General features: G+C 71.3%; 22 protein-coding genes and 1 riboswitch. Of the genes, 18 read left to right on the forward strand and 4 right to left on the reverse strand.

The features are described from left to right. The first annotated feature begins 49 nt into the window (after positions 1–49). The 7 genes from ctaE to ACZ52C_RS02510 all read left to right on the forward strand — a co-directional run bounded on the left by ctaE (position 50) and on the right by ACZ52C_RS02510 (position 9,712). Complete coding sequence (gene ctaE, locus ACZ52C_RS02480) at positions 50–670, forward strand: aa3-type cytochrome oxidase subunit III (RefSeq protein ID WP_037727920.1); 621 nt, start codon at positions 50–52, stop codon at positions 668–670. Positions 671–768: 98 nt separating this feature from the next. Further along, a complete protein-coding gene (gene qcrC / locus ACZ52C_RS02485; protein WP_060884990.1) occupies positions 769–1,578 on the forward strand; it encodes a cytochrome bc1 complex diheme cytochrome c subunit in 810 nt (269 codons plus the stop codon). Beyond that, on the forward strand, positions 1,575–2,630 hold the full coding sequence (gene qcrA / locus ACZ52C_RS02490) for a cytochrome bc1 complex Rieske iron-sulfur subunit (RefSeq protein WP_469073023.1): 1,056 nt from the start codon (positions 1,575–1,577) through the stop codon (positions 2,628–2,630). The genes qcrC and qcrA overlap by 4 nt, the downstream gene beginning before the upstream one ends. After that, entirely contained in the window at positions 2,627–4,267 is a 1,641-nt protein-coding gene (gene qcrB / locus ACZ52C_RS02495; protein WP_469073024.1) for a cytochrome bc1 complex cytochrome b subunit, read from the forward strand. Before qcrA ends, qcrB begins: the two co-directional genes overlap by 4 nt. Before the next feature lie 152 nt (positions 4,268–4,419). After that, on the forward strand, positions 4,420–5,484 hold the full coding sequence (trpD, locus tag ACZ52C_RS02500; protein WP_469073025.1) for an anthranilate phosphoribosyltransferase: 1,065 nt from the start codon (positions 4,420–4,422) through the stop codon (positions 5,482–5,484). Between the two features lie 341 nt (positions 5,485–5,825). Then, a riboswitch (SAM riboswitch) is annotated at positions 5,826–5,941 on the forward strand. 126 nt (positions 5,942–6,067) lie between these two features. Beyond that, a complete protein-coding gene (locus tag ACZ52C_RS02505; protein ID WP_469073026.1) occupies positions 6,068–7,429 on the forward strand; it encodes an aminotransferase class V-fold PLP-dependent enzyme in 1,362 nt (453 codons plus the stop codon). 78 nt (positions 7,430–7,507) lie between these two features. Then, positions 7,508–9,712: a protein kinase domain-containing protein gene (locus ACZ52C_RS02510; RefSeq protein ID WP_469073027.1), complete on the forward strand. Its 2,205-nt coding sequence runs from the start codon at positions 7,508–7,510 to the stop codon at positions 9,710–9,712. 42 nt (positions 9,713–9,754) lie between these two features. Here the strand turns inward: ACZ52C_RS02510 and ACZ52C_RS02515 are convergent, their stop codons facing one another. Both ACZ52C_RS02515 and ACZ52C_RS02520 read right to left on the reverse strand, forming a co-directional pair. Further along, on the reverse strand, positions 9,755–10,036 hold the full coding sequence (locus ACZ52C_RS02515) for an Lrp/AsnC family transcriptional regulator (RefSeq protein WP_045555364.1): 282 nt from the start codon (positions 10,034–10,036) through the stop codon (positions 9,755–9,757). Further along, complete coding sequence (locus ACZ52C_RS02520; protein ID WP_469073028.1) at positions 10,033–10,788, reverse strand: rhomboid family intramembrane serine protease; 756 nt, start codon at positions 10,786–10,788, stop codon at positions 10,033–10,035. Before ACZ52C_RS02520 ends, ACZ52C_RS02515 begins: the two co-directional genes overlap by 4 nt. A gap of 198 nt (positions 10,789–10,986) precedes the next feature. Between ACZ52C_RS02520 and ACZ52C_RS02525 the strand changes: the two genes are divergently transcribed. The 5 genes from ACZ52C_RS02525 to ACZ52C_RS02545 all read left to right on the forward strand — a co-directional run bounded on the left by ACZ52C_RS02525 (position 10,987) and on the right by ACZ52C_RS02545 (position 16,569). Beyond that, complete coding sequence (locus ACZ52C_RS02525) at positions 10,987–11,226, forward strand: hypothetical protein (RefSeq protein ID WP_033528168.1); 240 nt, start codon at positions 10,987–10,989, stop codon at positions 11,224–11,226. A gap of 34 nt (positions 11,227–11,260) precedes the next feature. Further along, positions 11,261–12,604 carry an NYN domain-containing protein gene (locus ACZ52C_RS02530; protein ID WP_469073029.1) on the forward strand — a complete coding sequence of 448 codons (1,344 nt, stop codon included), beginning with the start codon at positions 11,261–11,263 and terminating at the stop codon, positions 12,602–12,604. A gap of 259 nt (positions 12,605–12,863) precedes the next feature. Next, positions 12,864–13,901, forward strand: a complete 1,038-nt coding sequence (locus ACZ52C_RS02535; RefSeq protein WP_469073030.1) for a C40 family peptidase — start codon at positions 12,864–12,866, stop codon at positions 13,899–13,901. 310 nt (positions 13,902–14,211) lie between these two features. Next, positions 14,212–15,243 (forward strand): C40 family peptidase, encoded by a 1,032-nt coding sequence (locus tag ACZ52C_RS02540; protein WP_469073031.1) that lies wholly within the window; start codon positions 14,212–14,214, stop codon positions 15,241–15,243. A 54-nt stretch (positions 15,244–15,297) separates the two neighbouring features. Then, positions 15,298–16,569, forward strand: coding sequence for a Cif family virulence factor (locus tag ACZ52C_RS02545; RefSeq protein WP_469073032.1), 1,272 nt, complete (start codon positions 15,298–15,300; stop codon positions 16,567–16,569). 142 nt (positions 16,570–16,711) lie between these two features. Here ACZ52C_RS02545 and ACZ52C_RS02550 read toward each other — a convergent pair whose 3' ends face one another. Beyond that, positions 16,712–18,016, reverse strand: coding sequence for a glycosyltransferase 87 family protein (locus ACZ52C_RS02550; RefSeq protein ID WP_469073415.1), 1,305 nt, complete (start codon positions 18,014–18,016; stop codon positions 16,712–16,714). A 148-nt stretch (positions 18,017–18,164) separates the two neighbouring features. Here ACZ52C_RS02550 and ACZ52C_RS02555 point away from each other — a divergent pair, with 148 nt between their 5' ends. Then, complete coding sequence (locus ACZ52C_RS02555; protein ID WP_093788245.1) at positions 18,165–19,307, forward strand: glycosyltransferase family 4 protein; 1,143 nt, start codon at positions 18,165–18,167, stop codon at positions 19,305–19,307. 158 nt (positions 19,308–19,465) lie between these two features. After that, positions 19,466–21,088, forward strand: coding sequence for a GMC oxidoreductase (locus ACZ52C_RS02560; protein ID WP_469073416.1), 1,623 nt, complete (start codon positions 19,466–19,468; stop codon positions 21,086–21,088). 16 nt (positions 21,089–21,104) lie between these two features. Here ACZ52C_RS02560 and ACZ52C_RS02565 read toward each other — a convergent pair whose 3' ends face one another. Then, a complete protein-coding gene (locus ACZ52C_RS02565) occupies positions 21,105–22,901 on the reverse strand; it encodes an AMP-dependent synthetase/ligase (protein WP_469073033.1) in 1,797 nt (598 codons plus the stop codon). 356 nt (positions 22,902–23,257) lie between these two features. Between ACZ52C_RS02565 and ACZ52C_RS02570 the strand changes: the two genes are divergently transcribed. The 4 genes from ACZ52C_RS02570 (at position 23,258) to ACZ52C_RS02585 (ending at position 26,468) form a co-directional block, all read left to right on the forward strand. After that, entirely contained in the window at positions 23,258–24,013 is a 756-nt protein-coding gene (locus tag ACZ52C_RS02570; RefSeq protein ID WP_045555355.1) for a metallophosphoesterase family protein, read from the forward strand. 107 nt (positions 24,014–24,120) lie between these two features. Continuing rightward, positions 24,121–24,561 carry an SRPBCC family protein gene (locus ACZ52C_RS02575; RefSeq protein ID WP_469073034.1) on the forward strand — a complete coding sequence of 147 codons (441 nt, stop codon included), beginning with the start codon at positions 24,121–24,123 and terminating at the stop codon, positions 24,559–24,561. 131 nt (positions 24,562–24,692) lie between these two features. Continuing rightward, positions 24,693–25,871: an ArsA family ATPase gene (locus ACZ52C_RS02580; protein ID WP_469073035.1), complete on the forward strand. Its 1,179-nt coding sequence runs from the start codon at positions 24,693–24,695 to the stop codon at positions 25,869–25,871. 57 nt (positions 25,872–25,928) lie between these two features. Continuing rightward, the gene (locus ACZ52C_RS02585; protein WP_469073036.1) at positions 25,929–26,468 is read left to right on the forward strand and encodes a DUF5304 domain-containing protein; all 540 of its coding nucleotides are present in this window, start codon (positions 25,929–25,931) and stop codon (positions 26,466–26,468) included. Positions 26,469–26,543 lie beyond the last annotated feature (75 nt).

A 26,543-nucleotide genomic window follows, 5' to 3' on the forward strand; every position in this document is an offset into this window, starting at 1 on the left:
ACTCCGAACGGCACCCCCCGGAGTGAGGGCGGGATAAGCGACCGACATAATGTCGGTCGTGGCGACAGCAACGACAGTAGAAACCGGGCACGCGCACCCGTCGGTCAACCGGCCGAACCTCACCAGCGTCGGAACCATCATCTGGTTGAGTTCCGAGTTGATGTTCTTCGCGGCCCTCTTCGCGATGTACTTCACCCTGCGATCGGTGACCGGTCCGGAGTTCTGGCACGAGAAGGCCAGCACCCTGAACTTCCCGTTCTCGGCGACGAACACCACGATCCTGGTGCTCTCCTCGCTCACCTGCCAGCTCGGTGTGTTCGCCGCCGAGCGCGGGGACGTGAAGAAGCTCCGGATGTGGTTCATCGTCACGTTCGTGATGGGTGCGATCTTCATCGGCGGTCAGGTCTTCGAGTACACCGAGCTGGTCAAGCACGAGGGCCTGTCGCTCTCGTCCGACCCGTACGGCTCGGTGTTCTACCTGACCACCGGCTTCCACGGCCTGCACGTGACGGGCGGTCTCATCGCCTTCCTGCTGGTCCTCGGACGCACCTACGCGGCCAAGAGGTTCACCCACGAGCAGGCGACCGCGGCCATCGTCGTGTCCTACTACTGGCACTTCGTCGACGTCGTCTGGATCGGCCTCTTCGCCACGATCTACATGATCAAGTAGACCGGGCGACCGGGCCGGGCGGACCGTACGCCTGCCTCGAACCGAGAACGACCCTTCCAGAAGCACCGACGCAGAAGATCCTGACACCGGGGTAATCCGTGAAAAAGCTCTCCGCACGACGACGCCATCCGCTGGCGGCGCTCGTCGTCCTAACCATCGCGCTGGCGGCCTGCGCGGGGCTGTACACCGCCTTCGCGCCCGCGGACAAGGCGGTGGCCGAAGAAACCGCGCAGACCCTCACCATCGAGGAGGGCAAGAAGCTCTACGCCGTCGGCTGCGCGAGTTGCCACGGCACCGGCGGTCAGGGCACCTCCGACGGTCCCAGCCTGGTGGGTGTGGGCGCGGCGGCGGTCGACTTCCAGGTCGGCACCGGCCGTATGCCGGCCCAGCAGCCGGGCGCGCAGATCCCGAAGAAGCCGGTCGTCTACTCGCAGGCCGAGATCGACCAGCTCGCGGCGTACATCTCCTCCCTGGGCGCCGGCCCCGAGATCCCGACCGAGAACGAGTACAACCCCGAGGGCGCGGACATCGCCGAGGGTGGCGAACTCTTCCGGACCAACTGCGCTCAGTGCCACAACTTCACCGGCAAGGGTGGTGCGCTGTCCGAGGGCAAGTACGCGCCGTCCCTTGAGGGTGTCGACCCGAAGCACATCTACGAGGCCATGCAGACGGGCCCGCAGAACATGCCGTCCTTCCCCGACACCACGCTGTCGGAGGAGAACAAGAAGGACATCATCGCGTACCTCGACGCGGTCAACAGCGACGACACCGTTGAGCCCGGTGGCCTCAGCCTCGGCGGGCTCGGCCCGGTCAGCGAAGGCCTCTTCGGCTGGGTGTTCGGGCTCGGCGCGCTGATCGCCGTCGCCGTCTGGGTCGCCGCTCGGACCGCAAAGGCCAAGAAGTCATGAGTAGCCAAGAGATTCCAGAAGAGAACCTGCCCACCGAGCAGGACGCGCACGGCGCGGTGAAGGTCGCGGACGAGGAGAACCCCTTCGCGGACCCCGGCCTGCCGCCCCACGAGCACCGGGTCCAGGACATCGACGAGCGGGCCGCCAAGCGGTCCGAGCGCACGGTCGCCCTGCTGTTCACGGTGTCGATGCTGGCCACCGTCGCCTTCATCGCCTCGTACCTGGTGATCGACGTCGACAAGTCGATCTACGTCTGGCCGATCGGCCACATCAGCGCGCTGAACTTCGCGCTGGGCGTGACGCTGGGCCTGTCGCTGTTCTGCATCGGCGCCGGCGCGGTCCACTGGGCCCGCACGCTGATGTCGGACGTGGAGGTCGCCGACGAGCGTCACCCGATCGAGGCCTCGCCCGAGGTCAAGGCCAAGGTGCTGGCCGACTTCAAGCAGGGTGCCAAGGAGTCCGCGCTCGGTCGCCGCAAGCTGATCCGCAACACCATGTTCGGCGCGCTGACCCTGTTCCCGCTCTCCGGTGTCTTCCTGCTCGGCGGCCTCGGCCCCGCGCCCGGCACCAAGCTGCGGCACACCACCTGGGCCAAGGGCAAGAAGCTCGTCAACATGAACACCAACGAGCCGCTGCGCCCCTCGGACGTCGCGGTCGGGTCGCTGACCTTCGCCATGCCGGACGGCCTGGACGAGCACGACCACGACTTCCAGAAGAACATCGCCAAGGACGCCCTGATGATCGTCCGGATCCAGCCGGACGACATCAAGGACAAGCGCGAGCTGGAGTGGTCCCACGAGGGCATCGTGGCGTTCTCGAAGATCTGCACCCACGTCGGTTGCCCGATCTCCCTGTACGAGCAGCAGACGCACCACGTGCTCTGCCCCTGCCACCAGTCCACCTTCGACCTCGCCGACGGCGGCCGGGTCATCTTCGGCCCCGCGGGTCACGCCCTTCCGCAGCTGAGGATCACCGTCGGTGAAGACGGCTACCTCGAAGCGGTCAGCGACTTCGAAGAGCCCGTCGGTCCTGCCTTCTGGGAGCGCGGATGAGCACTACGACCAGCACCGACGCACGCGGCAAGCGTGACAAGGCCCCGGCCGGCGAGCGCGTCGCCGACTGGGCCGACGGCCGGCTCGGGATCTACTCCCTGGCCAAGGCCAACATGCGCAAGATCTTCCCCGACCACTGGTCGTTCATGCTGGGTGAGATCTGCCTGTACAGCTTCATCATCATCATCCTCACGGGTGTGTACCTGACGTTGTTCTTCCACCCGTCGATGAACGAGGTGGAGTACCACGGCAGCTACGTCCCGTTGCAGGGCCAGCTGATGTCCGAGGCGTTCAACTCGACCATGCACATCTCCTTCGAGGTGCGCGGTGGTCTGCTGATCCGGCAGATCCACCACTGGGCCGCGTTGGTCTTCCTCGCCGGCATGTTCGTGCACATGATGCGCGTGTTCTTCACGGGTGCGTTCCGCAAGCCGCGTGAGGTCAACTGGCTGTTCGGCTTCCTGCTGTTCGTCCTCGGCATGTTCACCGGCTTCACCGGTTACTCGCTCCCGGACGACCTGCTCTCCGGCACCGGTGTCCGCTTCATGGAGGGCGCGGTCCTGTCCGTGCCGATCGTCGGCACGTACCTGTCGTTCTTCCTCTTCGGCGGAGAGTTCCCGGGCGGCGACTTCGTGGCCCGCTTCTACTCGGTCCACATCCTGCTGCTGCCGGGCATCATGCTCGGCCTGGTGGTGGCGCACCTGATCCTGGTCTTCTACCACAAGCACACGCAGTACGCGGGCCCCGGCAAGACGAACAACAACGTCGTCGGCATGCCGCTGCTCCCCGTGTACATGGCGAAGGCCGGCGGCTTCTTCTTCCTGGTCTTCGGCGTCATCGCGATCATCTCGGCGATCGCCACGATCAACCCGATCTGGACCATGGGCCCCTACCGGCCCGACCAGGTCTCCACCGGCGCACAGCCCGACTGGTACATGGGCTTCTCCGAGGGTCTGATCCGTGTCATGCCGGGCTGGGAGATCAACTTCTGGGGTCACACGCTCGTGCTGGGCGTCTTCATCCCGCTGGTGATCTTCCCGCTGGTCCTGGTCGCGATCGCGGTCTACCCGTTCATCGAGTCCTGGGTCACCGGCGACAAGCGCGAGCACCACATCCTGGACCGCCCGCGCAACGCCCCGACCCGTACGGCCTTCGGTGTCGCGTGGATCACCTGGTACATGGTCCTGCTGATCGGTGGTGGAAACGACCTCTGGGCGACCCACTTCCACCTGTCGATCAACTCGATCACCTGGTTCGTCCGGATCGCGTTCTTCGTGGCCCCGGTCGTCGCGTTCGTCGTCACCAAGCGCATCTGCCTCGGCCTGCAGCGCCGGGACAAGGACAAGATCCTGCACGGTCGCGAGACCGGCATCATCAAGCGCCTGCCGCACGGTGAGTTCATCGAGGTCCACGAGCCGCTCAGCCAGGAGCAGCTGCACACGCTCACGGCGCACGAGCAGTACAAGCCGGCCGAGATCGGCCCCGCGGTCGACGAGAACGGTGTCGCCCGCAAGGTCTCGCGCCTGGAGAAGGTCCGCGTCAAGCTGAGCAAGGGCTACTACGGCGAGGACAGCCAGATCGCCAAGCCCACCGTCGAGGAGTACAAGGAGATCACGAGCGGCCACGGCCACCACTGATCGCTTCGCTTCGCCACACCACGGTCGAAGGGCCCCCGTCCGATCTTCGGACGGGGGCCCTTCGCCGTGCCCCGACCTGGATAGGGTGGGAGAACATCGTTGATCTCGCGGATCGCGCGGCATCTCGCGCGCTACGACACCCAGGAGCGGCTATGAGCGCTGTGACCCCCGCTGGAGGCGACACCGCGGCGGGCCGTTCCTGGCCCGTCGTCCTGAACGCGCTGCTCTCCGGGCAGGACCAGGACTCCGGTGCCACCTTCTGGGCGATGGACCAGATCATGCGCGGCGAGGCGACGGACGCGCAGATCGCCGGGTTCGTGGTGGCCCTGCGGGCCAAGGGGGAGACCGTCGAGGAGATCACCGGTCTCGTCGAGGCGCTGTACGAGCACGCCAAGGTGATCGAGGTGTCCGGGAGGACCGTCGACATCGTCGGTACGGGCGGGGACGGCGCCAAGACGGTCAACATCTCCACGATGTCGTCGATCGTCGTCGCCGGTACGGGCGCGAAGGTCGTCAAGCACGGCAACCGGGCCGCGTCGTCGGCGTCCGGGGCGTCCGATGTGCTGGAGAAGCTCGGCGTCAATCTGGAGCTGACGCCGCAGCGGGTCGCCGAGGTCGCCGAGGAGGCCGGGATCACCTTCTGCTTCGCGGTGAAGTTCCATCCGGCGCTGCGTCATGTGGCCGCCGCGCGTGGACAGTTGGGCATCAGGACCGTCTTCAACGCGCTCGGTCCGCTGGCCAACCCCGCGAAGGTACGGGCCCAGGCGGTCGGCGTCGCGGATCCCCGTATGGCACCGATCATGGCCGGCGTCTTCGCCGAGCGCGGCAACTCCTCGCTGGTCTTCCGCGGCGACGACGGGCTGGACGAGCTGACCACCACGGCGACCTCGCGCGTGTGGGTCGTACGGGACGGCAAGGTGACCGAGGAGAGCTTCGACCCGCGTGACGTGGGGTTGGAGCTGGTGCCGGTGGAGGCGCTGCGGGGGGCCGACGCGTCCTTCAACGCGGATGTCGCGCGACGGTTGCTGGGCGGGGAGACCGGACCCGTGCGGGACGCGGTGCTGTTGAACTCGGCGGCGGCGCTGGTGGCGTTGGAGCCGTCGTCCGCCTCGCTGGCGGAGCAGTTGCGGGGCGGGATGGAGCGCGCGGCCGAATCGATCGACTCCGGGGCGGCGCGGGGAGTTCTCGAGCGGTGGGTCGCGGCGACGAACCGGTAGTTCCGTCGGGTGGGCGCGGGTGAGTTGTCGGGTGCGGCTCCGGTGGGGCTTCTCGCGCAGTTTCCCGCGCCCCTGAAAAGCCGGGGCTGCGCCCCGCGCTTTTCATCCGGCAGCCCCCTCGCCTTTCAGGCCTACGGCCCCCTCGCCTTTCAGGCCTACAGCCCCCTCGCTTTTCAGGCCCGCAGGGGCCTGGTCTTTTAGGGGCGCGGGGAACTGCGCGAGAAGCCCCCACCGACCCGCACCCGCCGACGAAACAAGCACCCCCAACCCCTCACGCGCCCCATCCCGCAGTCCGGACACGAGTTGCGGCGCGGCGATCACTTCACGTACGTTCGGGTTCAGGTCATGAGTGACAGCCCATAGCCCCGGCTGGCTGTCCGGCAACCCTCCTTCCGTGGCGGGGTGCCCCGGGTGAAGACCGGGCCGTAGGCAGCGAGGTCTACGGCAAGCGCGGCTTCGAGGGAGTCTTCCGTGAGCAAGCGAATGCGATAGGGCCGCCGAGCCCCGCCTCCGCGCACCCCTTTCTCTGCTTTCTCCTCCTCCGCATGCCTTCTTTCCGCATGCCTCCTCACGGGAGTTCCCCATGTCTGTCTCCACCCTTGCCGCCGCCCAGTCCATTTGCACCCCGCTGCCCGTTCTGGGCCGGGATGTCACCGTCCCGCTCGTCACCGGCGGCGAGGTCACCTACGCCGCGCTCGACTACGCGGCCAGCGCCCCCGCCCTCCAGCGCGTCTGGGACGACGTGGCGGCCTACGCCCCCTACTACGGCAGCGTCCACCGTGGCGCCGGCTACCTCTCCCAGCTGTCGACCGACCTCTTCGAGAACGCCCGCCGGACCGTCGCGGAGTTCCTCGACTGCCGGGCCGACGACCAGGTCGTGTTCACCCGGTCGACCACCGACTCGCTGAACCTGCTGGCCGCCGCCCTCCCCGCCGACTGCCAGGTCTTCGTCTTCGAGACCGAGCACCATGCCTCGCTGCTGCCCTGGCGCGACGCGCGGGTGACGTACCTGGACGCGCCGCGTTCGCCGCAGGAGGCCGTGGCCGCCCTGGAGACCGCCCTCGCCGAGCGCGACCCGCACGGGCCGGCGCTGGTGTGCGTCACCGGAGCCTCCAACGTCACCGGCGAGATCTGGCCGGTGCGTGAGCTGGCCGCCGCCGCGCACGCGCACGGCGCGCGGATCGTCCTCGACGCGGCCCAGCTGGCACCCCACCACCCCCTGTCCGTACAGGAGTTGGACGTGGACTGGGTCGCCTTCTCCGGTCACAAGCTGTACGCGCCCTTCGGCTCGGGCGTCCTGGCCGGCCGCGCCGACTGGCTCGCCACGGCCGAGCCGTACCTCGCCGGGGGCGGCGCCTCCCGCAAGGTGACCCGGCGCACCGACGGTGGCGTGGACGTCGAGTGGCACGAGACCGCCGCCCGGCACGAGGCCGGCTCGCCCAACGTCATCGGCGCCTACTCCATCGCCTCCGCCTGCAAGGCCCTCACCGAGGCCGGGTTCGACACGCTGGTCGCGCGTGAGCGGCACCTCATCGACACCGTGCGCGCCGGGCTCGCCGAGGTGCCCGAGGTCCGGATCCTCTCGCTCTTCGGGGACGACGCCCCGCGGGTCGGTGTCATCTCGTTCGTCGTCGAGGGCTGGAACAGCTCCCACTTCGCCGCCGCCCTCTCCGCCGAGTACGGCATCGGCGTACGCGACGGTCTCTTCTGCGCCCACCCCCTCGTCCGCACCCTCCTCGGCAGCGACCCGCAGACCCAGGGCGAGTGCGGTGCCCCCGAGGCCGCGCCCGGCGAGCGCTCCCTCAACGCGATCCGGGTGAGCTTCGGCGCGGGCACCCCCGACGAGCACGTGGAGCGCTTCGTGGCCGCGGTGAAGGAACTCGTACGGGACGGCGCGAAGTGGAACTACCGTACGGAGGAAGGCCGTTGCGTCCCGGCCGTGTGATCCGCGCCGGGTGACCCCGGCGCCTGCCCGGCGTATACGCTCCCCTCGGCAGCCGAACGGTGGACAGGGGAGCGGTGGGTGCACGGGGTGCGGGCGCTGCGCGAGACGGATCCTCGGCGGATCGGCCCTTACGAGGTGCGGGGCAGACTCGGCGCGGGCGGCATGGGCGAGGTGTATCTGGCCGAGGCGCGCCCCGGGGTACTGCTGGCGGTGAAGGTGGTCCGCGGCGAGCACGCGGAGGACCGGACCTTCCGGGCCCGCTTCCGGCACGAGGTGCGTGCCGCGCAGACCGTCGGCGGGGCCGGGACCTACACCGCCCGGGTGGTGGACGCGGACACCGAGACCGAACGGCCGTGGATGGCCACGGAGTTCGTCGACGGACCCAATCTGCGGGACGCCGTCCTCGACCGCGGGGCGCTGCCCGAGCGGGCGGTCCGGGTGCTGGCCGCGGCGCTCGGCGAGGCCCTCGTCGCGATCCACGCCAGGGGCATGGTCCACCGCGACCTCAAGCCGTCCAACATCCTCCTGGCGGCCGACGGCCCGCGTGTCATCGACTTCGGGATCGTACGGGCGCTGGAGGGGACGGCCCTGACCCGCACCGGCGCCGTCGTCGGCTCGGTCGGGCATGTCTCCCCGGAGCAGATCCGCAACGGTGCCGAGGTGGGGCCGCCGAGCGACGTCTTCTCCCTCGGCACCGTCCTCGCGTACGCCGCCGCGGGGCGCGAACCCTTCGGCGAGGGCAAGGACGCGGTCGTCCTGATGCGCATCCTCACCGGCGACTTCGACCTGTCCGGTGTGCCGAAGGGTGTGCGACCCCTGGTCGAGTCCTGCCTCCGTGCCGAACCGGCGGACCGCCCGACGCCGGCCGAGATCCTCGCGGCCGCCGGTCACACGACGGCTTCGCTGCGGCAGGACATGCGCGCGGGCTGGTTCACCGCCGACGGCCCCGGGTCCGGCCACCGGTGGCTCCCGGGGCGGGACTCGGGGGAGCGGGAGAGCGGCGTCGAGTACGTGGCCCCCCTGACGTTGACGGACGTACAGGCTCCGGAGCGGGCGGGGGAACCCGGGCCGGCCGCGGACGTGGCCGATCGCCCTCCGGCCTCGCGGCGGGCCTTGCTGCGGGCCCTCGCCGGGGGCGTCACGGTGGCGGCCGTGGGCGGCGGCGTCGGTGGGTGGTGGTGGCTGCGGGAGCCGGGGTCGGGGAGTGACCCGACCGGTGGGAAGGAGAGCGGGGGTGCCTCAGCCTCCGCTTCCGGGACGGGCGGGGCGGTGCCCGCGTCGCTCGCCTGGCGGGCGCGGATCGGGCAGGTGGTCGATACGTCCGGGCCCTGCGGGGCGCTGTCACCGGACGGGAAGACGCTCTATGTGTCGGTCGAGGGCAAGGGCGTGTACGCCCTCGCCGCGGACGACGGCGTGGTGCGATGGACGGCCCCGTTCGCGAGCGAGGAGCTCGAGTTCCTCCCGATGTCCCCGCCGGCCGTGGCCCCGGACGGGACCGTCCACGTCGTCACCTCACCGGGCGGGAGCAGCCCCGGCACGCTGTGGGCGCTCGGCCCGGACGGGGACGTGAGATGGTCCCGCGAGGGGGACCGGTTCCACACCGAGGTCCCCGTGATCGCGGGTGAGCTCGTCCTCGTCACGTACGGGGACGGCGTCGGCGCCGGCGGCGTGCGGGCCTACGACACCGACGGCGACGTCGTGTGGACGACGCCTGTGCCCGGCGGGCCCGACGTGGCCCCGCTGGTCGTCGGGGACACGGCGTACGTGGGCGGGTACGACGACCATCTGCACGCCCTCGCGGTCGCGGACGGCAGCGTGACGTGGAAGGCCGACCTGAAGAGCGAAGTCGCCCGTCCCGCCTACCTGTTCGAGATGCTCGCCGTGAGCACCAATGACGACGGGAACATCCTGTACGGCGTGGACGGCGACGGCCGGCGCGCGTGGACCGCCCACGGCCGGGGCGGCGGCTACGCCTCGACCACGGTCTCCGTGGGAGACGTCTTCGTCGCGGCGCAGGCGGACATGCTGGTGGCGACCGGCGCCGACGGCTCCTCCCGGTGGACGTACCCGGCCGTCGGGCCCCTGCCCACCCCGGTGGAACGCGCCGGCGTCCTGTATCTGCGCTCGGGCAGCGAACTCCACGCGATCGACGGCGAGGGCAAGCGGCTGTGGAGGCTCACCGTCGGTTCCCAGGACGGCAACGGCAGCAGCCCGGTCGTCGGTGCCGGACGGCTCTACACCGTCACCTCCGCCGGCATCGCGGCCGTCGAACTCGGTTCCTGAAGGCCGGCGGACGAGCCGGCGACCGGCGCGGTCCGGGGGTGCTCAGCCGTCCAGGCCGATGGCGAACGCGGCCTCCAGGTCGTGCTGCGAGTACGTCCGGAACGCCACGTGCGTGTCGGTGCCCAGCACGCCGGGGATCTTGCTGATCGACCCGGGGATCACATCGGCCAGGTCGTCGTGGGCCTTCACCCGGACCATGGCGACCAGGTCGTAGGTACCGGTCACCGAGAACACCTCGCTCACGGAGTCGAGCGCGGCGATCGACTCCGCGATCTCCGGGATCCGGTCCACGCTGGTCTTGATGAGCACGATCGCGGTGATCACGGCTGTTTCTCTCCCTCGGGGGCCGGAGCGGGGACGTCCGACGGAACATCCACGGGCGCTTTCACTCTAGTCCCACGCCCGTAGCGCCCCCACGCGTGGACGAACCCCAGTCCGAACCCCACCAGATGCGCCAGATAGGCGACCCCCGGCCCCGCGGTCTGCCGCCCCGCGGCCAGCCACTGCAGGCTCACCCAGAACGGCAGGGTCACCCACGCGGGGAACCGCAGCGGCAGAAAGAAGAGGAAGGGCAGCAGACTCGTCACCCGGGCCCTGGGGAACAGGAAGAGAAACGCGCCGAGGACCGCGGAGATCGCCCCCGACGCGCCGACCAGCGACTGCGGTGACCCGGCGTGCGCGGCCGCGTACGCCACCAGCGCGAGATAGCCGCAGCCCACGTAGAAAAGGGCGAACTCGACATGGCCCATGCGTTCCTCGGCCATCGCCCCGAAGACGAAGAGGAAGAGCATGTTGCCGAGCAGATGCAGCCAGCTGCCGTGGACGAAGAGCGCCGTGAGCGGGGTGAGCGCGGCGCGCGGGGTGCCGTGGAACAGTTCGGCCGGGACGACGCCCCAGCGCCGGAAGTACGCCCGCTGCGCGGCGAGCAGTTCGTCGCCGGTGCCGTACACGGGGTTGAGGCCCGCCGCCGGTCCGATCAGGAAGAGCGCACAGCAGACCGCGATCAGCCCGTACGTCACCGGCGCCGACTCGTTTCGTACGGCCCGGGCGGCCGAGGTGCTCCACTTGCCGATCATGAGCAGAGCATGACGTAACGGGACCCACCCGCACAGACCGCCTCGCCGCCGACGGTGGCCGGCCCCGCCCTCACGGGCAATCCGCGCCGCCACCGCAGGCGAACAGGCGTCCAGGACCGGTCAGGCCGTAGGGTTACGAGCCACACGCACCGGGAGGCCGGTGCTTCGCGGAGACTGGAAGAAGGAAGAGCAGCCACGATGACGGTTCCCCTGCCGACGGACACCACCCGCTGGCGCTGCACGCTCTGTGGCAACCTCACGCGGTTCGACGTGACTCGCTCGTCGAAGGTCGTCGAGTACGTTCACCTCGACCTCGCCGGGAAGCCCGAGGTCGAGGAGCGCAACGTGGTCAGTGAGACCATCGAGTCGGTCCGCTGCCGCTGGTGCAACGCCGTGGACCAGGTGGAACTCGTGGACAGGCCGGGCGCCGGCTCCTGAGGGAGCGGGACCCGCACAGACATTGGGGTGACGGATGGTGGAGAGCTCAGGCGGGGGGCCGGGCGACGGCGCCGCTGAGGTGCTCGACCGTCCGCTGCCCGAGGGCGTCCGCAAGCGCGTCGTGCAGATCGTCTCCGACGGCTTCGGCGGACTGACCGTCGCCGAACTGCCCGCCCAGCTGCGACAGTACGCCCGGTTCGCCCCGAACCGCCGGGTGAAGTTCGCCGGGAACGCGATGGCGGCCGCGGTGGAGAGCGACACGCTCTTCAGACAGCGGATCGGGGAACGGTTCAGGGAGGCCCACCCGGAGCTGGCCGGCGCCCTCGACACCGGCGCGCCGCCCCCGGCCGCGGATCCGCTGGACGTGGCGGCCGCGGCCTATGTGCTGCGCCCCACGGGCTGGGTGAAGCTGGTCGCCGCCGCCGGCGAGGAGGCCCTGCGAGCGGACGCCGAGCGCGCCGACGAGGAGAGCCGGGCCGAGCTGGAGCGGCTGCGCGAGCAGCTCGCCGAGGCCCGCGGCCACACGAAGACCGAGACGGAACGGCTGCGGGCGGAGCTGGAGTCGGCCAAGAAGGACGCCGACTCGCTGCACCGCAAGCTCCGGGCCGCCCTCAGCGACGTCAAGCGCGGTGAGGCGGCCCTGCGCAAGCTGCACGCCGAGATGGAGACCCTGCGCGCCGAGAGCCACGCCCAGGTGTCCGCCGCCGAGAGCGAGACCCGGCGGCTCAAGGCCCGGCTCGGCGAGGCGGAGGCCGCCCTGGAGACCACCCGGCGGGCCGCACGTGAGGGCCGCAGCGTCGAGGACATGCGCGTACGGCTGCTGCTGGACACCGTGCTGGACGCGGCCCAGGGCCTGAGGCGGGAGCTGGCGCTGCCGCCGGTCTCCGTGCGGCCCGCCGAGACCGTCGACGCGGTCGAGCCGGGCCGGATGACGCCGAAGGACATCGCCGCCCGCGCGCTGTCGGAGAACGACCCGGCGATCCTGGACCAGTTGCTGGCGCTGCCGCAGGCGCATCTCGTCGTCGACGGCTACAACGTCACCAAGACCGGCTATCCGCAGATGCCGCTGGAGAAGCAGCGGCTCCGGCTCCTCGGGCAGCTCTCCCAGCTCGCCGCCCAGACCGGCGCCGAGGTGACCTGTGTCTTCGACGGTGCGGAGCTGGCCGCGCCGGTGCTGCTCGCGCCGCCGCGCGGGGTGCGGGTGCTGTTCTCCAAACCGGGTGTCACCGCCGACGAGTTGATCCGCCAGCTGGTGCGGGCCGAACCGCCCGGCCGGCCGGTCATCGTCGTCTCCACCGACCGTGAGGTGGCCGACGGGATCGCCAAGGCGGGAGCCCGGCCGGTCGCCTCCGCGGTGCTCCTCAAGCGCCTTTCCTGACCCTTCGACCCCAAGCGCACCAAGAGCAACGTACAGGCGCTATGCCCGAATTGACCGAACTGTTGCGCAACGTAGCGTCAACCGAGCGCTACTGCATGTGTGTTGAGTGTAAATTGTGCGCCCTGGGACGGGATTTTTCCTGTGGGGGATTTGAAGTGATCACCATTGGGTCACTAGGGTCTGGGCTCAAACCTCTGAACGGGTGATCGTCGCCGGAGTCCCCGCCGGTCGGTCGCTCACAAGAAGGAGTTCACCTACCGTGGCGTCCCACCGTCGACCCAAGCAGCCGAGCCGAGCGCGTGTGACCGTGCTCACCTCTGCCGCCGCCGCTGCCGTGGCCCTCACCTCGCAGGCCGCCAACGCCGCGCCCGCCGAGAAGCCGAGCAAGGACGACGTCCAGGCCAAGGTGCACAAGCTCTACGAGGACGCCGGGCGGGCCACCGACAAGCTCAACGGGGCCGAGGAGAAGCAGGAGAAGCTCGAGAAAGAGATCTCCACGATCCAGGACAACGTCGCCAAGGGCCAGGAGGAGCTCAACGAGCTCCGTGAGGGCATAGGCCTGGCGGCCAGCGCCCAGTACCGCTCGGGTGGCATCGACTCCTCGATCCAGCTCTTCCTCTCCGCCGACCCGGACGACTACCTGGACAAGGCCGCCACCCTCGATCAGCTGACCAGCCAGCAGGTCGAGGCGCTCAAGAAGATCCAGGAGAAGCAGCGCGCGCTCGCGCAGCAGCGCCAGGAGGCCACGGAGAAGCTGGAGGACCTCGCGGACACCCGCGAGACCCTGGCCGACAAGAAGAAGGAAGTCCAGAGCAAGCTGGCCGCCGCGCAGAAGCTCCTCAACACCCTGACGGCCGAGGAGAAGGCCGCCCTGGACGAGCAGGAGACCCGCGCCAGCCGCGACGCCGGGGAACGCGTCGAACTCGGCGACGAGGCGCCCGCGTCCAGCTACGGCGCCGCCGCCCTCGCGGCCGCCGACACCCAGGTCGGCAAGCCGTACGTCTCCGGCGGCAGCGGCCCCAACTCCTACGACTGCTCCGGGCTGACCCAGTGGGCCTACGCCCAGGCCGGTGTCTCGATCAGCCGGACCACGTACACGCAGCAGAACGACGGCACGAAGATCGGGCGCGACCAGCTCAAGCCGGGCGACCTGGTGTTCTTCAACGACCTCGGCCACGTCGGCCTCTACGCGGGCAACGGCATGGTCCTGCACGCCCCCTATCCGGGCAAGGTCGTCCGCTACGAGTCGATGAGCACCATCGGCAGCTTCCAGTTCGGTGTCCGCGTCGGCGGCTGACACCCGCTCCGCCTCGAACAGGGCTGATCGTCACACTGTGTGACGATCAGCCCTGTTTTTCTTCAAGATCAGGACACGACGCCGCCCGAACGGGCGAATTCCCGCACCTCGTGCTGACCCCTTCACCCGCTGGTGACCTGGGTCCCAGGCCGGACGTCACGCTCTGTTGCCGCTGAGGTCTTTGGCTGGGAGACCGTCGCGCGGCTACTGTCGGCCGCGCTTCCCTCACCCGCCGTGAGCGCACCCCTGCCGGGGGCGCCCTCCGGGCCGGGGAGGGCCCTGTCCACCGTCGAAGGGAGTGCGGCTTCCCGTGGTGTCCCACAGTCGCCTTGTACCGTCCGGGTTCGACCGGGGCGCGGCCGCCGCCCTCGGTGTGCTGTCCGCCGCTGCCGCCGCTTTCGGCGCCATCCCCGTCCAGCCGGCCGCCGCCGCGCCGCACGACAACACCCGCGCCGAGGTGGACCGGTTGTACGAGGAGGCCGAGAGGGCCACCGAGGCCTACAACAAGGCCGACGAGCGCGCCGACGCGCTGCGCGAGCAGGTCGGCACCGCACAGGACGCGATCGCCCGGCAGCAGGACCGCATCAACACCATGCGGGAGTCGCTGGGGTCGCTCGCCGGCGCCCAGTACCGCTCCGGCGCCCTCGACCCGTCGATCGCCCTGCTGTTCTCCGAGAACCCCGACGACTACCTGGACCGGGCCTCAGCCCTGGACCGCATCAGCGCCCACCAGGCGGGCGAACTCCACGACCTCCAGCAGGCCCTGCGCGACCTCCATCAAAACCGCGCGGAGGCCGGCGGCAAGCTGACCGAACTGGAGAAGAGCCGCAAGGCCGTCGCCCGGCACAAGCGGACCGTCGAGGGCAAGCTCGCGGCAGCCCGGCAGCTGCTCAACTCCCTCCCGGACGAGGAGCGCGCCGCGTACGACCGCGCCTCCCGCTCCACCGCCGCGGGCCGTACCGACATGCCCGAACCCTCGGGCGCGGTCGCCCCCAACGGCCGCGCGGCCGCCGCCGTCGCCGCGGCCCGCTCCGCCCTCGGCAAGCCCTACGTATGGGGTTCCACCGGCCCCGACGGCTTCGACTGCTCCGGCCTCATGGTCTGGTCGTACGGGCAGGCCGGCGTCGGCCTCCCGCGCACCTCGCAGGCCCAGCGGTACGCCGGCACCCAGGTCCCGCTCTCCCAGGCCCAGCCCGGCGACCTGGTCACCTACCGGCCCGACGCCAGCCATGTCGGCATGTACGTCGGCAACGGACAGGTCATCCACGCCCCCTACCCGGGCGCCCCGGTCCGCTACGACCCCGTCGGCATGATGCCGATCGCCTCGGTCACCCGTCCCTGACCGCCGCCGGCTCCGGTCGTCACGAGGCGGCCGGCGCCCCGTACGATCGGGAACGTGGCTGGTCGAAGGCGCACGACGCGTTCCCGGCCCGGGTCGGGGGTCCGGCGCGGGCTCCCGGGACGCGCGAGGGTCCCCTCGGCGGTCGCTCTCGCCCTCGCCCTCCTCGCCGGCTGCGGCGGCAGCGCGGCCGCGGACGCCGCCCGCGCCGACGTCGAGCGGATGCTCGACCGGCGGGCCGAGGCGGTCCTGGAGCGGGACGGGGCGGCCTACCGCGCCACCGAGGCGCCGGACCCCTCCGTCGCCGGTCAACTGGCCACCGGGGCAGCCGAGTTCGCCAACCTCCGCGGTCTGCCGCTGTCCTCCTGGTCGTACGACCTGAACTCCTTCCGGCGCACCGGTGACCGGGCCACCGCCGAGGCCGCCCTGCGCTACCGGATCCGCGGCTACGACCAGGCGCCCGTCACCGCCGTACGGACCCTGACCCTCGTCCGGGACGACGACGGGACGTGGCGGGTCGCCGCCGACGAGCCGTCGAAGAAGGGCACCGAACAGCTCTGGGAGCAGGGGCGGATCGTCGCGGTACGGGGGGAACGGAGCCTGGTGCTGGGGGTCGGGCGGTCGGCGGACGCCCTGCGTGCCTACGCGACGCTGGCGGACCGGGCCGTACCCGCCGTGACGGAGGCGTGGGGCGAGGACTGGGCGCGGCGCGTCGTGGTCGTCGTACCGGAGTCGCTGGACGAGATGGCGGGGCTGCTGGGGTCGCCCGCCTCCGGGTACCGGGGGATAGCCGCGGTCACCACCGGGGAGGCGGGGGGTGCGACGAAGGCGCCGGCGGACCGGATCGTCGTCAACCCCGACGCGTACGCCGTCCTCGGCGACTTCGGCAAGCAGGTGGTTCTCACCCACGAGACGACCCACGTCGCCACCCGCGCCCACACCAACGCGGCGACCCCGCTGTGGCTCTCCGAGGGCTACGCGGACTGGGTCGGCTACCGGGGCACGGGCCGCGGGGCCCGCGAGGTGGCCCCCGAGCTGCAACGGGCGCTGGCGGAGGGGCGGCTGCCGGACGCGCTCCCCGCCGACGCGGACTTCGGCTTCGCCGACGACTCCGGCACGCTCGCGCAGGCCTACGAGAGCGGGTGGCTGGCCTGCCGTCTGATCGCGGACCGCTGGGGCGAGGTGCGGCTGGGCGAGTTCTACCGGGCGGTGGGGGCGCACGGGGAGCGGGAGGGGGCGGTGGAGGGGGCGTTGGAGGAGGTTCTGGGGACGACGGTGGGGGAGTTCACGGAGCAGTGGAGGGAGTACGTGCGGGCGCAGTTGGGGTGAGGGTGAGGGTGGGGCCGGGTGCGTTGTCGGGTGCGGGTGCGTGGGGCTTCTCGCGCAGTTCCCCGCGCCCCCCAAAGCCCAGGCCCTGCGGGCCTGAAAGCCCCGCCCCTTGCGGGCCTGGAAGACCGCGGTCCTGCGGGCCTCAAAGCCGACGATCCTGTGGGTCTGAAAGTTCACGGGGCTGCGGGGTGAAAAGCACGGGGCGCAGCCCCTGCTTTTCAGGGGCGCGGGGAACTGCGCGAGAAGCCCCACCCACCCGCACCCGACGACGCACCCCCGGCCCCACCGCCCCCCTCCACAGCTCCAATCCCCCGAGAAGCGCCGCCAGCACCAGCAGGCCGTTGCGGACGAAGAGGAGCGTGACGCCCAGCCAGTCGCTGGCCACGACATGGCCGAACCAGATCGGGAACTCCAGGACGGTCACGAAGCACGCCACCAGCACCATGACCGCCGGCAGCCCCATACGGCTCGCCCGGAAACAGAGACAGACCGCTGCCAGCCCCACCAGCCACACCATGTACTGCGGACTGATCACCCGACTCGTCGCCGTGAACAGCAGCACCCCCACGAACGCCGCGTCCGCGAGCGTGTGCGGCGCGAACCGCCGCGCCCGCACCCGCCACAGCAGCAGCCAGGCGAAGGCCACCCCGCTGAGCGCCAGGGCCGCGTCGCTGACGACGCCGACGTACGGGCCGAGGAACTCCACCGAGCCGTAGTTGAGCAGGACCTCCCCGTCCCAGCCGAACTGCCGGGCGACATGGAGGACGAGCGCGCCCAGCGACTCCACCTCGGTGCCCCGGTCGCGCTGGAAGGTCAGGAAGGCGAAGGCGCCCGGCATGGCCAGGGCGAAGCCCACCGCCAGCACCAGGCCGGTCGCCGCCGCCCAGGCCCAGGCGGCGGGCCGGCGGGCGCCCAGGAGCAGCAGCGCCGGCCACACCTTCAGCAGGGCCGCGAAGGCCGTCAGCGCCCCCATGGCGCGCGGATGGCGGCTGCCGGCGAGGAGCGCGGCGACCGCCACCGCCGTCACCATCACGTCGTACCGGGCGTACACGGTCGGACCCAGCAGGGGCAGGCCCACCACCCACACCCGGGCGCCGCGCCAGGTCCTCCCGGGGCGGGTGCCCGCGTACAGGAGCAGCGCGAGGACCGCCAGGTCGGCGAGGAGGGCGAGGACGAAGAAGGCCGAGGCGTAGTCCAGGAAGGGCAGCAGCGCGGGGGAGAGGATCGCGAGGGCGGCGGCGGGCGGGTACTGCCAGGTGACGTCGTCCAGGGGATACGTTCCCGCGCGCAGGGTCCCGTACCAGCCGTGGTAGATCACCGAGACGTCGCCGGTGACGTCCGGTCCCGGGAACACGAACACCTTGAAGACGAACAGCAGCAGGAGCAGCCGGGTCGCGCCCCAGAGCGCGAGCAGCCCGAACGGGAGCCGTCGACGAGAGCCCGTCATGTCGGTCTGAGCCACGTGAGTCCCTGTCCGTCCGCGCACCGGTTCGTGTTGGTGAGGGACATGATCCCCCGTCCGGCTGTGCGGCGGCCGTGCGGCAGGGCCGGGGTCGGCGGGGTGAGCCCGGGGGCGGCCGGTAGGGTCGGCGGCGATGCACAAGACCCTGATCGTGACCAACGACTTCCCGCCCCGGCCCGGCGGCATCCAGGCGTTCCTGCACAACATGGCGCTGCGGCTGGACCCCGAGCGGATCGTCGTCTACGCGTCGACGTGGAAGCGGAGCCGCGAGGGCGTCGAGGCGACGGCCGCCTTCGACGCCGAGCAGCCCTTCACCGTCGTCCGCGACCGTACGACCATGCTGCTGCCGACGCCCGCCGTCACCCGCCGCGCGGTCTCGCTGCTGCGCGAGCACGGCTGTACGTCGGTGTGGTTCGGCGCTGCGGCCCCCCTCGGCCTGATGGCCCCCGCGCTGCGCCGGGCGGGCGCGACGCGGCTGGTGGCCACCACGCACGGCCACGAGGCGGGCTGGGCCCAGCTGCCCGCCGCCCGGCAGCTGCTGCGGCGGATCGGCGAGGGCACGGACACGATCACCTACCTGGGCGAGTACACCCGCTCCAGGATCGCCACGGCCCTCACCCCGGAGGCGGCCGGGCGGATGGTCCAACTGCCGCCCGGCGTCGACGAGAAGACCTTCCACCCGGGCTCCGGCGGCGCCGAGGTCCGCGCCCGGCTCGGCCTCACCGACCGCCCGGTCGTGGTCTGCGTCTCGCGGCTCGTGCCGCGCAAGGGGCAGGACACGCTGATCCGGGCGATGCCCGGCATCCTCGCGGCGGAGCCCGAGGCGGTGCTGCTGATCGTCGGCGGCGGACCCTACGAGAAGGAGCTGCGCCGGCTCGCCCACGAGACGGGGGTCGCCGGGTCCGTCCGCTTCACCGGCGCCGTCCCCTGGTCCGAGCTGCCCGCCCACTACGGCGCCGGCGACGTCTTCGCCATGCCGTGCCGCACCCGCCGGGGCGGCCTGGACGTCGAGGGGCTGGGGATCGTCTACCTGGAGGCGTCCGCCACCGGCCTGCCCGTCGTCGCGGGCGACTCCGGCGGCGCGCCCGACGCCGTGCTCGACGGCGAGACCGGCTGGGTCGTACGCGGCGGCTCCCCGACGGAGGCCGCGGAGCGCGTCGTCACTCTCCTCGGCGACCCGGAGCTACGGGAACGCATGGGGCAGCGGGGCCGGGAGTGGGTCGAGGAGAAATGGCGCTGGGACCTGTTGGCAGAAACTTTGAAGACGTTGCTGTAGCCCCGTAAGGGGCGCGGGGAACTGCGCGACCAGCCACAAGACGACCGGAACTCGCCTTTCAGGAGCACCCGGCACCCCGGTAGACGCCACCCGGCACGGCCGAGCCCCTAGCCGGAGCCGAATAATCCGCACATGCTGCGCACATGACAGCAAAACTGATGCAGCGTCAGCTGACGAGACGTCACATACTGGGTATGGCCGCCCTGCAGACGGCGGCCGCCCTCGGTCTCACCCGCATCGGCCTCCAGTCCGCCCACGCGGCCGAACCCGACGCCGTCGACAACGCCCCGGCGATCGTCATCGGCTCCGGCTACGGCGCCGCCGTGGCCGCCCTCCGGCTCGGTCAGGCCGGCATCCGCACCCTCGTCCTGGAGATGGGCAAGGCGTGGACCACCCCCGGCGCCGACGGCAAGATCTTCTGCTCGACCCGGGAGCCGGACGAGCGGTCCATGTGGTTCAAGACCCGGACCGAGGCCCCGCTCGCCACGTTCCTCTGGCTGGACGTCGTCAACAAGGACATCAGCCCCTACCCCGGCGTCCTGGACCGGGTCCGCTACGCCAACATGTCGGTCTTCCTCGGCCGGGGCGTCGGCGGCGGCTCCCTGGTCAACGGCAGCATGGCCGTCACCCCGCTCCGGTCCTACTTCGCCGAGCAGTTCCCGACCGTCGACACCGCCGAGATGTACTCCACGTACTTCCCGCGCGCCCGCGCCATGCTCGGCGTCAACACCGTCGACCCCGCGTGGTTCGAGTCCACCGAGTGGTACCGCTTCAGCCGGATCTCCCGGGCGCACGCCGAGAAGGCGGGGCTGCGGACCACCTTCGTGCCCAGCGTCTACGACTTCGGCCACATGCAGCGCGAGGCCGCCGGCACCGCGACGAAGTCGGCCCTCGCCGGTGAGGTGATCTACGGCAACAACCACGGCAAGAAGAGCCTCGACAAGACGTATCTGGCCGCCGCCCTCGGCACCGGCAACGTCACCGTCCACACCCTGGAACGGGCCAGGGGCATCCGCCGGCTGGGCGACGGCACGTACGTCGTCACCGTCGACCGCCTCGACGGCACGGGCACGGTCGTCGAGACCAAGGAGTACGGCTGCACCTACCTGTTCCTCGGCGCCGGCAGTGTCGGCACCACCGAACTGCTCGTCCGCGCGCGGGCGAAGGGCACCCTCCCCGCCCTGGACGCCAGTGTCGGCGCCGGCTGGGGCCCCAACGGCAATGTGATGCTCGGCCGGGCCAACCACCTGTGGGACACGGTCGGGGAGAACCAGTCGACCATGCCGGTCATGGGCATCGACGACTGGGCCAACACCGCCAACCCGGTCTTCGCCGAGATCGCCCCCCTGCCCACCGGCCTGGAACACTGGGTCAGCCTCTATCTGGCGATCACCAAGAACACCGAGCGCGCCTCCTTCACCTACGACGCCGCCGGCGACTCGGCGAAGCTCGGCTGGAGCGCCGCCCAGAGCGCGGTCTCCTCGTCCATGGCCAAGAAGCTCTTCGACCGGATCAACTCCGCCAACTCCACGATGTACCGGTACGACCTGTTCGGCTCGTCCAACAAGGTGTTCGCCGACGACTTCACCTACCACCCGCTGGGTGGCTGTGTGCTGGGCAGGGCGACCGACGGCTACGGGAGGGTGAAGGGCTACTCGAAGCTGTACGTCACCGACGGTTCGCTGGTGCCCGGCTCGATCGGGGTGAACCCGTTCGTCACGATCACCGCGCTCGCCGAACGCACGATGGCGCGGGTCCTCGTGGAGGACACCGCGCCATAGCCTCGTACGTGTGTGACTACTTCTGGTAGATCGCCTCGATCTCGTCCGCGTAGTCCTTCGCCACCACGTTGCGCTTGAGCTTCAGGGACGGCGTCAGGTGGCCCGACTCCTCCGTGAACTGGGAGGACAGAATGCGGAACTTCCGCACCGATTCCGCCTTCGACACCGCGGCGTTGCCGTCGTCGATCGCGGCCTGGACGGCCGCGTTCAGATCGGCGTCCGCGCTCAGCGACGCCGCGGTGGAGCCCGCCGGCTTCCCGTGCTCGGCGGCCCAACGGCCCAGGAACTCCTCGTCGATGGTGACCAGCGCGCCGACGAACGGCCGCCCGTCACCCACCACCATGCACTCCGCGACCAGCGCGTGGGCGCGGATACGGTCCTCGATCACGGCCGGGGCGACGTTCTTGCCGCCCGCGGTGACGATGATCTCCTTCTTGCGGCCCGTGATGCTGAGATAGCCGTCCTCGTCGAGGGTGCCGATGTCACCGGTGTGGAACCAGCCGTCGGCCAGCGCCTCCTCGGTCGCGCCCGGGTTGTTCCAGTACTCCTTGAACAGGTGCTCGCCGTGCAGCAGCACCTCCCCGTCGTCCGCGATCCGGATGACGGAACCCGGCAGCGGCTGCCCGACCGTGCCGATCTTCTGCCGGTCCCAGGGGTTGAACGCGGTCGCCGCACAGGACTCGGTGAGGCCGTAGCCCTCCAGGACGGTGAAGCCGATGCCGCGGAAGAAGTGGCCGAGGCGCTCGCCCAGCGGGGCACCGCCCGAGATCGCGAACTCGCCCTTGCCGCCGAGCACCGCGCGCAGCTTGCTGTAGACGAGCTTGTCGAACACCTTGTGCTTGATCTTCAGACCGAGGGCCGGGCCCGACGGGGTGTCCAGCGCCTTGCTGTAGGCGATCGCCGTGTCCGCGGCCTTGTCGAAGATCTTGCCCTTGCCGTCCGCCTGGGCCTTGGCGCGGGCCGAGTTGTAGACCTTCTCGAACACCCGCGGCACACCGAGGATCAGCGTCGGCCGGAAGGAGGCCAGCTCGTCGGTGAGGTTCTTGATGTCCGGTACGGTGCCCAGCTTGATCGGCGCCATCATCGGCGCGACCTGCACGAGCCGCCCGAAGACGTGCGCGAGCGGGAGGAAGAGCAGCACCGAGCACTCGCCCGTGCGGAACAGGGGCCGCAGCCGCTCCACCACGTTGCCGCACTCGGCGAAGAAGCTGCGGTGGGTGAGCACGCACCCCTTCGGGCGGCCCGTGGTGCCGGAGGTGTAGACGATGGTCGCCGGGTCGTCGGCCTTCGCCAGCGAACTGCGCTCGTCGACGGCCGCGTCGGTGACGTCCTGGCCGAGGCGGCCCAGCTCCTCCACCCCGCCGTCCTCGATCTGCCAGACGTGCTTGAGCGCCGGCAGGCTGTCGCGGACCGACTCGACGGCGGCCGTGTGCCCGTCCAGCTCCACGATCATGGCGGTCGCGCCCGAGTCGGCGAGGATCCACTGCACCTGCTCCGGCGAGCTGGTCTCGTACACCGGCACGGTGATCGCGCCGGCCGTCCAGATCGCGAAGTCCAGCAGGGTCCACTCGTAGCGGGTACGGGACATCAGACCGACGCGGTCGCCCGGCTGGACCCCGGCGGCGATGAGCCCCTTGGCCGCCGTGCGCACCTCGGCCAGGAACTGGACCGCGTTCACGTCCTGCCAGGCGCCGCCCACCTTGCGGGCGATGACGGCGACATCGGGATGCTGCGCGGCGTTTCTGCGGACGATGTCGGTCAGATTGCCGTCCGTCGGGACCTCGTACAAAGCCGGAAGGCTGAACTCGCGCAAGACTGCTGCTCCTCATAGGGCGCCGGCGCCACGACTCTGTGTTGCTGCGACGGTGCGGTCCAAGGCTGGGGCGAGCGCTCAGGTCCCGCGTAGTTCCTTGGGCCTTACTGGTTGAAAACCTGAGCACAACTGGACTGCCCGGACGTTACCCGTCGGTATGGCCTCTCCGCGAGGGGGGTCCGGTGAGATGTTCTCCGCGTCACACATGGGGGCTCTTCCCGGGAAGAATAATCCCCTCACTTGCTGACTGGCCAGTAACCGCACGTGCGACCGGCTCTGTTCACGTATGCCGCACAGGCCTACGCTTGATCGTCATGGCACGCACACCGGACGGTAACGGCAGAACGCGCATTCACGTGGTCAGCGACGTGCACGGCAACGCGCGCGACCTGGCCAGAGCGGGTGAGGGCGCCGACGCCCTGGTGTGCCTGGGCGACCTGGTCCTCTTCCTCGACTACGCCGACCACTCCCGCGGCATCTTCCCCGACCTCTTCGGTGCCGAGAACGCCACCCGGCTCGTCGAACTGCGCACCGCCCGGCGGTTCGAGGAGGCCCGCGAACTCGGCGCCCGGCTCTGGGCGGGCGTGGGCGAGGACCGCTCAGCGGTGATCGAGAAGGCCGTGCGCAAGCAGTACGCCGAGCTGTTCGCGGCCTTCCCCACACCGACGTACGCCACCTACGGCAATGTCGATATGCCGAAGCTGTGGCCGGAGTACGCGGGGCCGGGGACCACCGTGCTCGACGGCGAGCGGGTGGAGATCGGCGGCCGGGTCTTCGGCTTCGTGGGCGGCGGCCTGCGCACCCCCATGCGGACCCCCTACGAGATCAGCGACGAGGAGTACGCGGCCAAGATCGAGGCGGTCGGCGAGGTCGACGTGCTCTGCACGCACATCCCCCCGGAGGTGCCCGAACTGGTCTACGACACGGTGGCGCGCCGCTTCGAGCGGGGGAGCCGTGCCCTGCTGGAGGCGATCCGCAGGACCCGCCCCCGGTACGCCCTGTTCGGGCACGTCCACCAGCCGCTGGCCCGGCGGATGCGGATCGGCGCGACGGAGTGCGTCAACGTCGGGCACTTCGCTGGCAGGGGGAAACCGTGGGCGCTGGAGTGGTGAACGCCGGGTGGGGTGGCGAGGGTTCGGCGGGCGCGCGGTAGCCTTCACGCTGCACATACGTGCGCACCCACCTCCCTCACCGGACAGTCTCTGGAGGAGCCACGGCGATGGCGGAATTCACCAGTTCGAGCATCACGATCGAGGCTGCGGCGGCCGACGTCATGGCAGTGATCGCCGACTTCGCCCGCTACCCGGACTGGACGGGCGAGGTGAAGGAGGCGGAGGTGCTGGAGACCGACGGCCAGGGCCGCGCCGAGCAGGTCCGGCTCGTGATGGACGCGGGCGCGATCAAGGACGACCAGACCCTGGCGTACACCTGGGCCGGGGCGAACGAGGTCTCCTGGACGCTGGTCAAGTCCCAGATGCTCCGCTCCCTCGACGGCTCCTACCTCCTCAAGCCGGTGGGCGACTCGGCGACCGAGGTGACCTACCAGCTGACCGTCGACGTCAAGATCCCCATGCTCGGGATGATCAAGCGCAAGGCGGAGAAGGTCATCATCGACCGGGCGCTGGCGGGGCTGAAGAAGCGGGTGGAGTCGGGGGCGTAGCCCTCGCCCACCGACCCGCGGCCGGGACGCGGCGCGGCTGCGGGTTCGTCGTGGCTTCGCGGGGTTCCCCGCGCCCCTGACGGGGGCGCGGCCGTCCACCCCTTCGGCCCGCTGGGTTACCGTTCACCCCCATGCGCACCATCCTGATCACCGGGCAAGGCGGCAGCGGCCGTACGACGGTCGCCGCGGCCACGGCGCTGGACGCGGCCCGCGCGGGCACGCGGACGCTCGTGCTGAGCGCCGACCGCACGGACGGGCTGGGCGCGGCCCTCGGCACGGCCACGGGACCCGAGCCCGTCCGGGTGGCGCCGGGCCTCACCGCCTGGCGCCCCGACGCCGCGGCCGGCTTCCGCGAGGACCTCGTCGCGTTCCAGGAGCGCGCCGCCTCCGTCCTCGACCTGCTGGGCGCCGGACGGCTGGACGCCGAGGAGCTCACCCCCCTGCCCGGCGCCGAGGAACTCGCCCTGCTGCGGGCGCTGCGCGACGCCGCGCTGTCGGAGGCGTACGACCTGCTCGTCGTCGATCTGCCGCCCGCGCCGCAGGCCCTCGCCCTGCTCGGCCTCCCGGAGGAGCTGCGGCGGTACCTGCGCCGGCTGCTCCCGCCGGAACGGCAGGCGGCCCGCGCGCTGCGGCCGGTCCTCGGACGGCTCGCCGGGGTGCCGATGCCCGCCGAGTGGCTCTACGAGACGGCCGCCCGCTGGGACGTCGAGCTGGCCGCCGTCGCCGCGATCGTCGAGGACCCCGGCACCAGCGTGCGCCTGGTCGCCGAGCCCGGCCCGGCCGGCGCCGACCACACGCGCCTCGCGAGCGTCGGACTCGCCCTGCGGGCCCTCCCCGTCGACCTGCTGGTCGCCAACCGCGTCCTGCCCCAGGGCATCCACGACACCTGGCTGGCCGGCCTCGTCGCCCAGCAGCGCAAGGCGTTGGAGGAGTGGGAGGAGCAGGGCGAGGGCCGGCCCGTACGGGGTGTCGGCCACCTCGGCCACGACCCCCGCGGCCTCGACGACCTCACCGCCCTCGGCGTACCCGGTACGGGTGACGCTCCCGCACGCGTCGCCTGGCCCGTCACCGACAACCTCGCGGCCGAGGGCGTGCTCGTGTGGCACATCCCGCTGCCCGGCGCGCTACGGGACGAGCTGGATCTCATCCGGCGCGGCGACGAGTTGGTCGTCACGGCCGGCCAGTTCCGCCGTATCGTTCCGCTGCCGTCGGCACTGCGCCGCTGCACCGTCGACGGCGCGGCCCTGCGCGAGGGCTCCCTGAGGATCCGATTCGCGCCGGACCCGCAGTTGTGGCCCCGGACCCGGTGAACCGCATACGTCCGTTCGGGTAACGTCGAAGGTACGAACCGTAGGCAGGAGCCCGCCATGAGCGAAGAGCGCCCCCCGTCCGACGCCGCTCGCGAGGACGCGGCCGCTCGCAGGGACGCGGCCGAAGAGGTGCGGACGGCCGAGCAGGGACGCGAGAGCGACCGTGTGCGCGCCACCGACGCCGACGCCTGGGCCACGGCGTGCGAAGAGGACCTGATCGCGGAGAAGGCCCGCCGCCGCGCCCGGTACGGGCCGCCCCCGGGCTCGGCCGCCGAGGAACTGCGCAAGCTGGTCGACACCGTCGCGGACAAGCTGTCCGGGCTCCAGTCGCCGCTGCTCGGCGCGGTCGCCGGCGGCGCGGCCCAGCAGATGGTCGACCAGGTCGTCCGCCAGGCCAAGGCCGCCGTCGAACCCGTCATCGAACGCAACCCGGATGTCTTCGACCATCTCGCCGCCGCCGGCGGTGAACTCCTCGCCGCGTACCGCTCCGCCGTCGAGGCCCAGGAGCGCCGCTGGACGAACCGGGGCACCGGCCACCAGCAGGGCCGCGACCAAGGGGACGATCAGGGGCCCGGCGAGCGCATCGACCTGGACTGACGACGGGCCCGTCCGGCGGGCGGACGCCGGGAGTCCAGGGGCAGGGCCTCGGGTACGGTTGGCCGTAGCGGGGCT

The sequence above is a fragment of the Streptomyces sp. NPDC034049 genome (assembly GCF_055575575.1).

Excerpts from the sequence above, each read along its gene's own strand:
- qcrB (WP_469073024.1), top strand. The coding sequence starts at position 2,627 with ATGAGCACTACGACCAGCACCGACGCACGCGGCAAGCGTGACAAGGCC.
- ACZ52C_RS02555 (WP_093788245.1), top strand. The coding sequence starts at position 18,165 with ATGCACAAGACCCTGATCGTGACCAACGACTTCCCGCCCCGGCCCGGC.
- ctaE (WP_037727920.1), top strand. The coding sequence starts at position 50 with ATGTCGGTCGTGGCGACAGCAACGACAGTAGAAACCGGGCACGCGCAC.
- ACZ52C_RS02525 (WP_033528168.1), top strand. The coding sequence starts at position 10,987 with ATGACGGTTCCCCTGCCGACGGACACCACCCGCTGGCGCTGCACGCTC.
- ACZ52C_RS02530 (WP_469073029.1), top strand. The coding sequence starts at position 11,261 with ATGGTGGAGAGCTCAGGCGGGGGGCCGGGCGACGGCGCCGCTGAGGTG.
- ACZ52C_RS02505 (WP_469073026.1), top strand. The coding sequence starts at position 6,068 with ATGTCTGTCTCCACCCTTGCCGCCGCCCAGTCCATTTGCACCCCGCTG.
- ACZ52C_RS02550 (WP_469073415.1), bottom strand. The coding sequence starts at position 18,016 with ATGACGGGCTCTCGTCGACGGCTCCCGTTCGGGCTGCTCGCGCTCTGG.
- ACZ52C_RS02560 (WP_469073416.1), top strand. The coding sequence starts at position 19,466 with ATGCAGCGTCAGCTGACGAGACGTCACATACTGGGTATGGCCGCCCTG.
- ACZ52C_RS02575 (WP_469073034.1), top strand. The coding sequence starts at position 24,121 with ATGGCGGAATTCACCAGTTCGAGCATCACGATCGAGGCTGCGGCGGCC.
- ACZ52C_RS02580 (WP_469073035.1), top strand. The coding sequence starts at position 24,693 with ATGCGCACCATCCTGATCACCGGGCAAGGCGGCAGCGGCCGTACGACG.
- ACZ52C_RS02520 (WP_469073028.1), bottom strand. The coding sequence starts at position 10,788 with ATGATCGGCAAGTGGAGCACCTCGGCCGCCCGGGCCGTACGAAACGAG.
- qcrA (WP_469073023.1), top strand. The coding sequence starts at position 1,575 with ATGAGTAGCCAAGAGATTCCAGAAGAGAACCTGCCCACCGAGCAGGAC.
- ACZ52C_RS02585 (WP_469073036.1), top strand. The coding sequence starts at position 25,929 with ATGAGCGAAGAGCGCCCCCCGTCCGACGCCGCTCGCGAGGACGCGGCC.
- trpD (WP_469073025.1), top strand. The coding sequence starts at position 4,420 with ATGAGCGCTGTGACCCCCGCTGGAGGCGACACCGCGGCGGGCCGTTCC.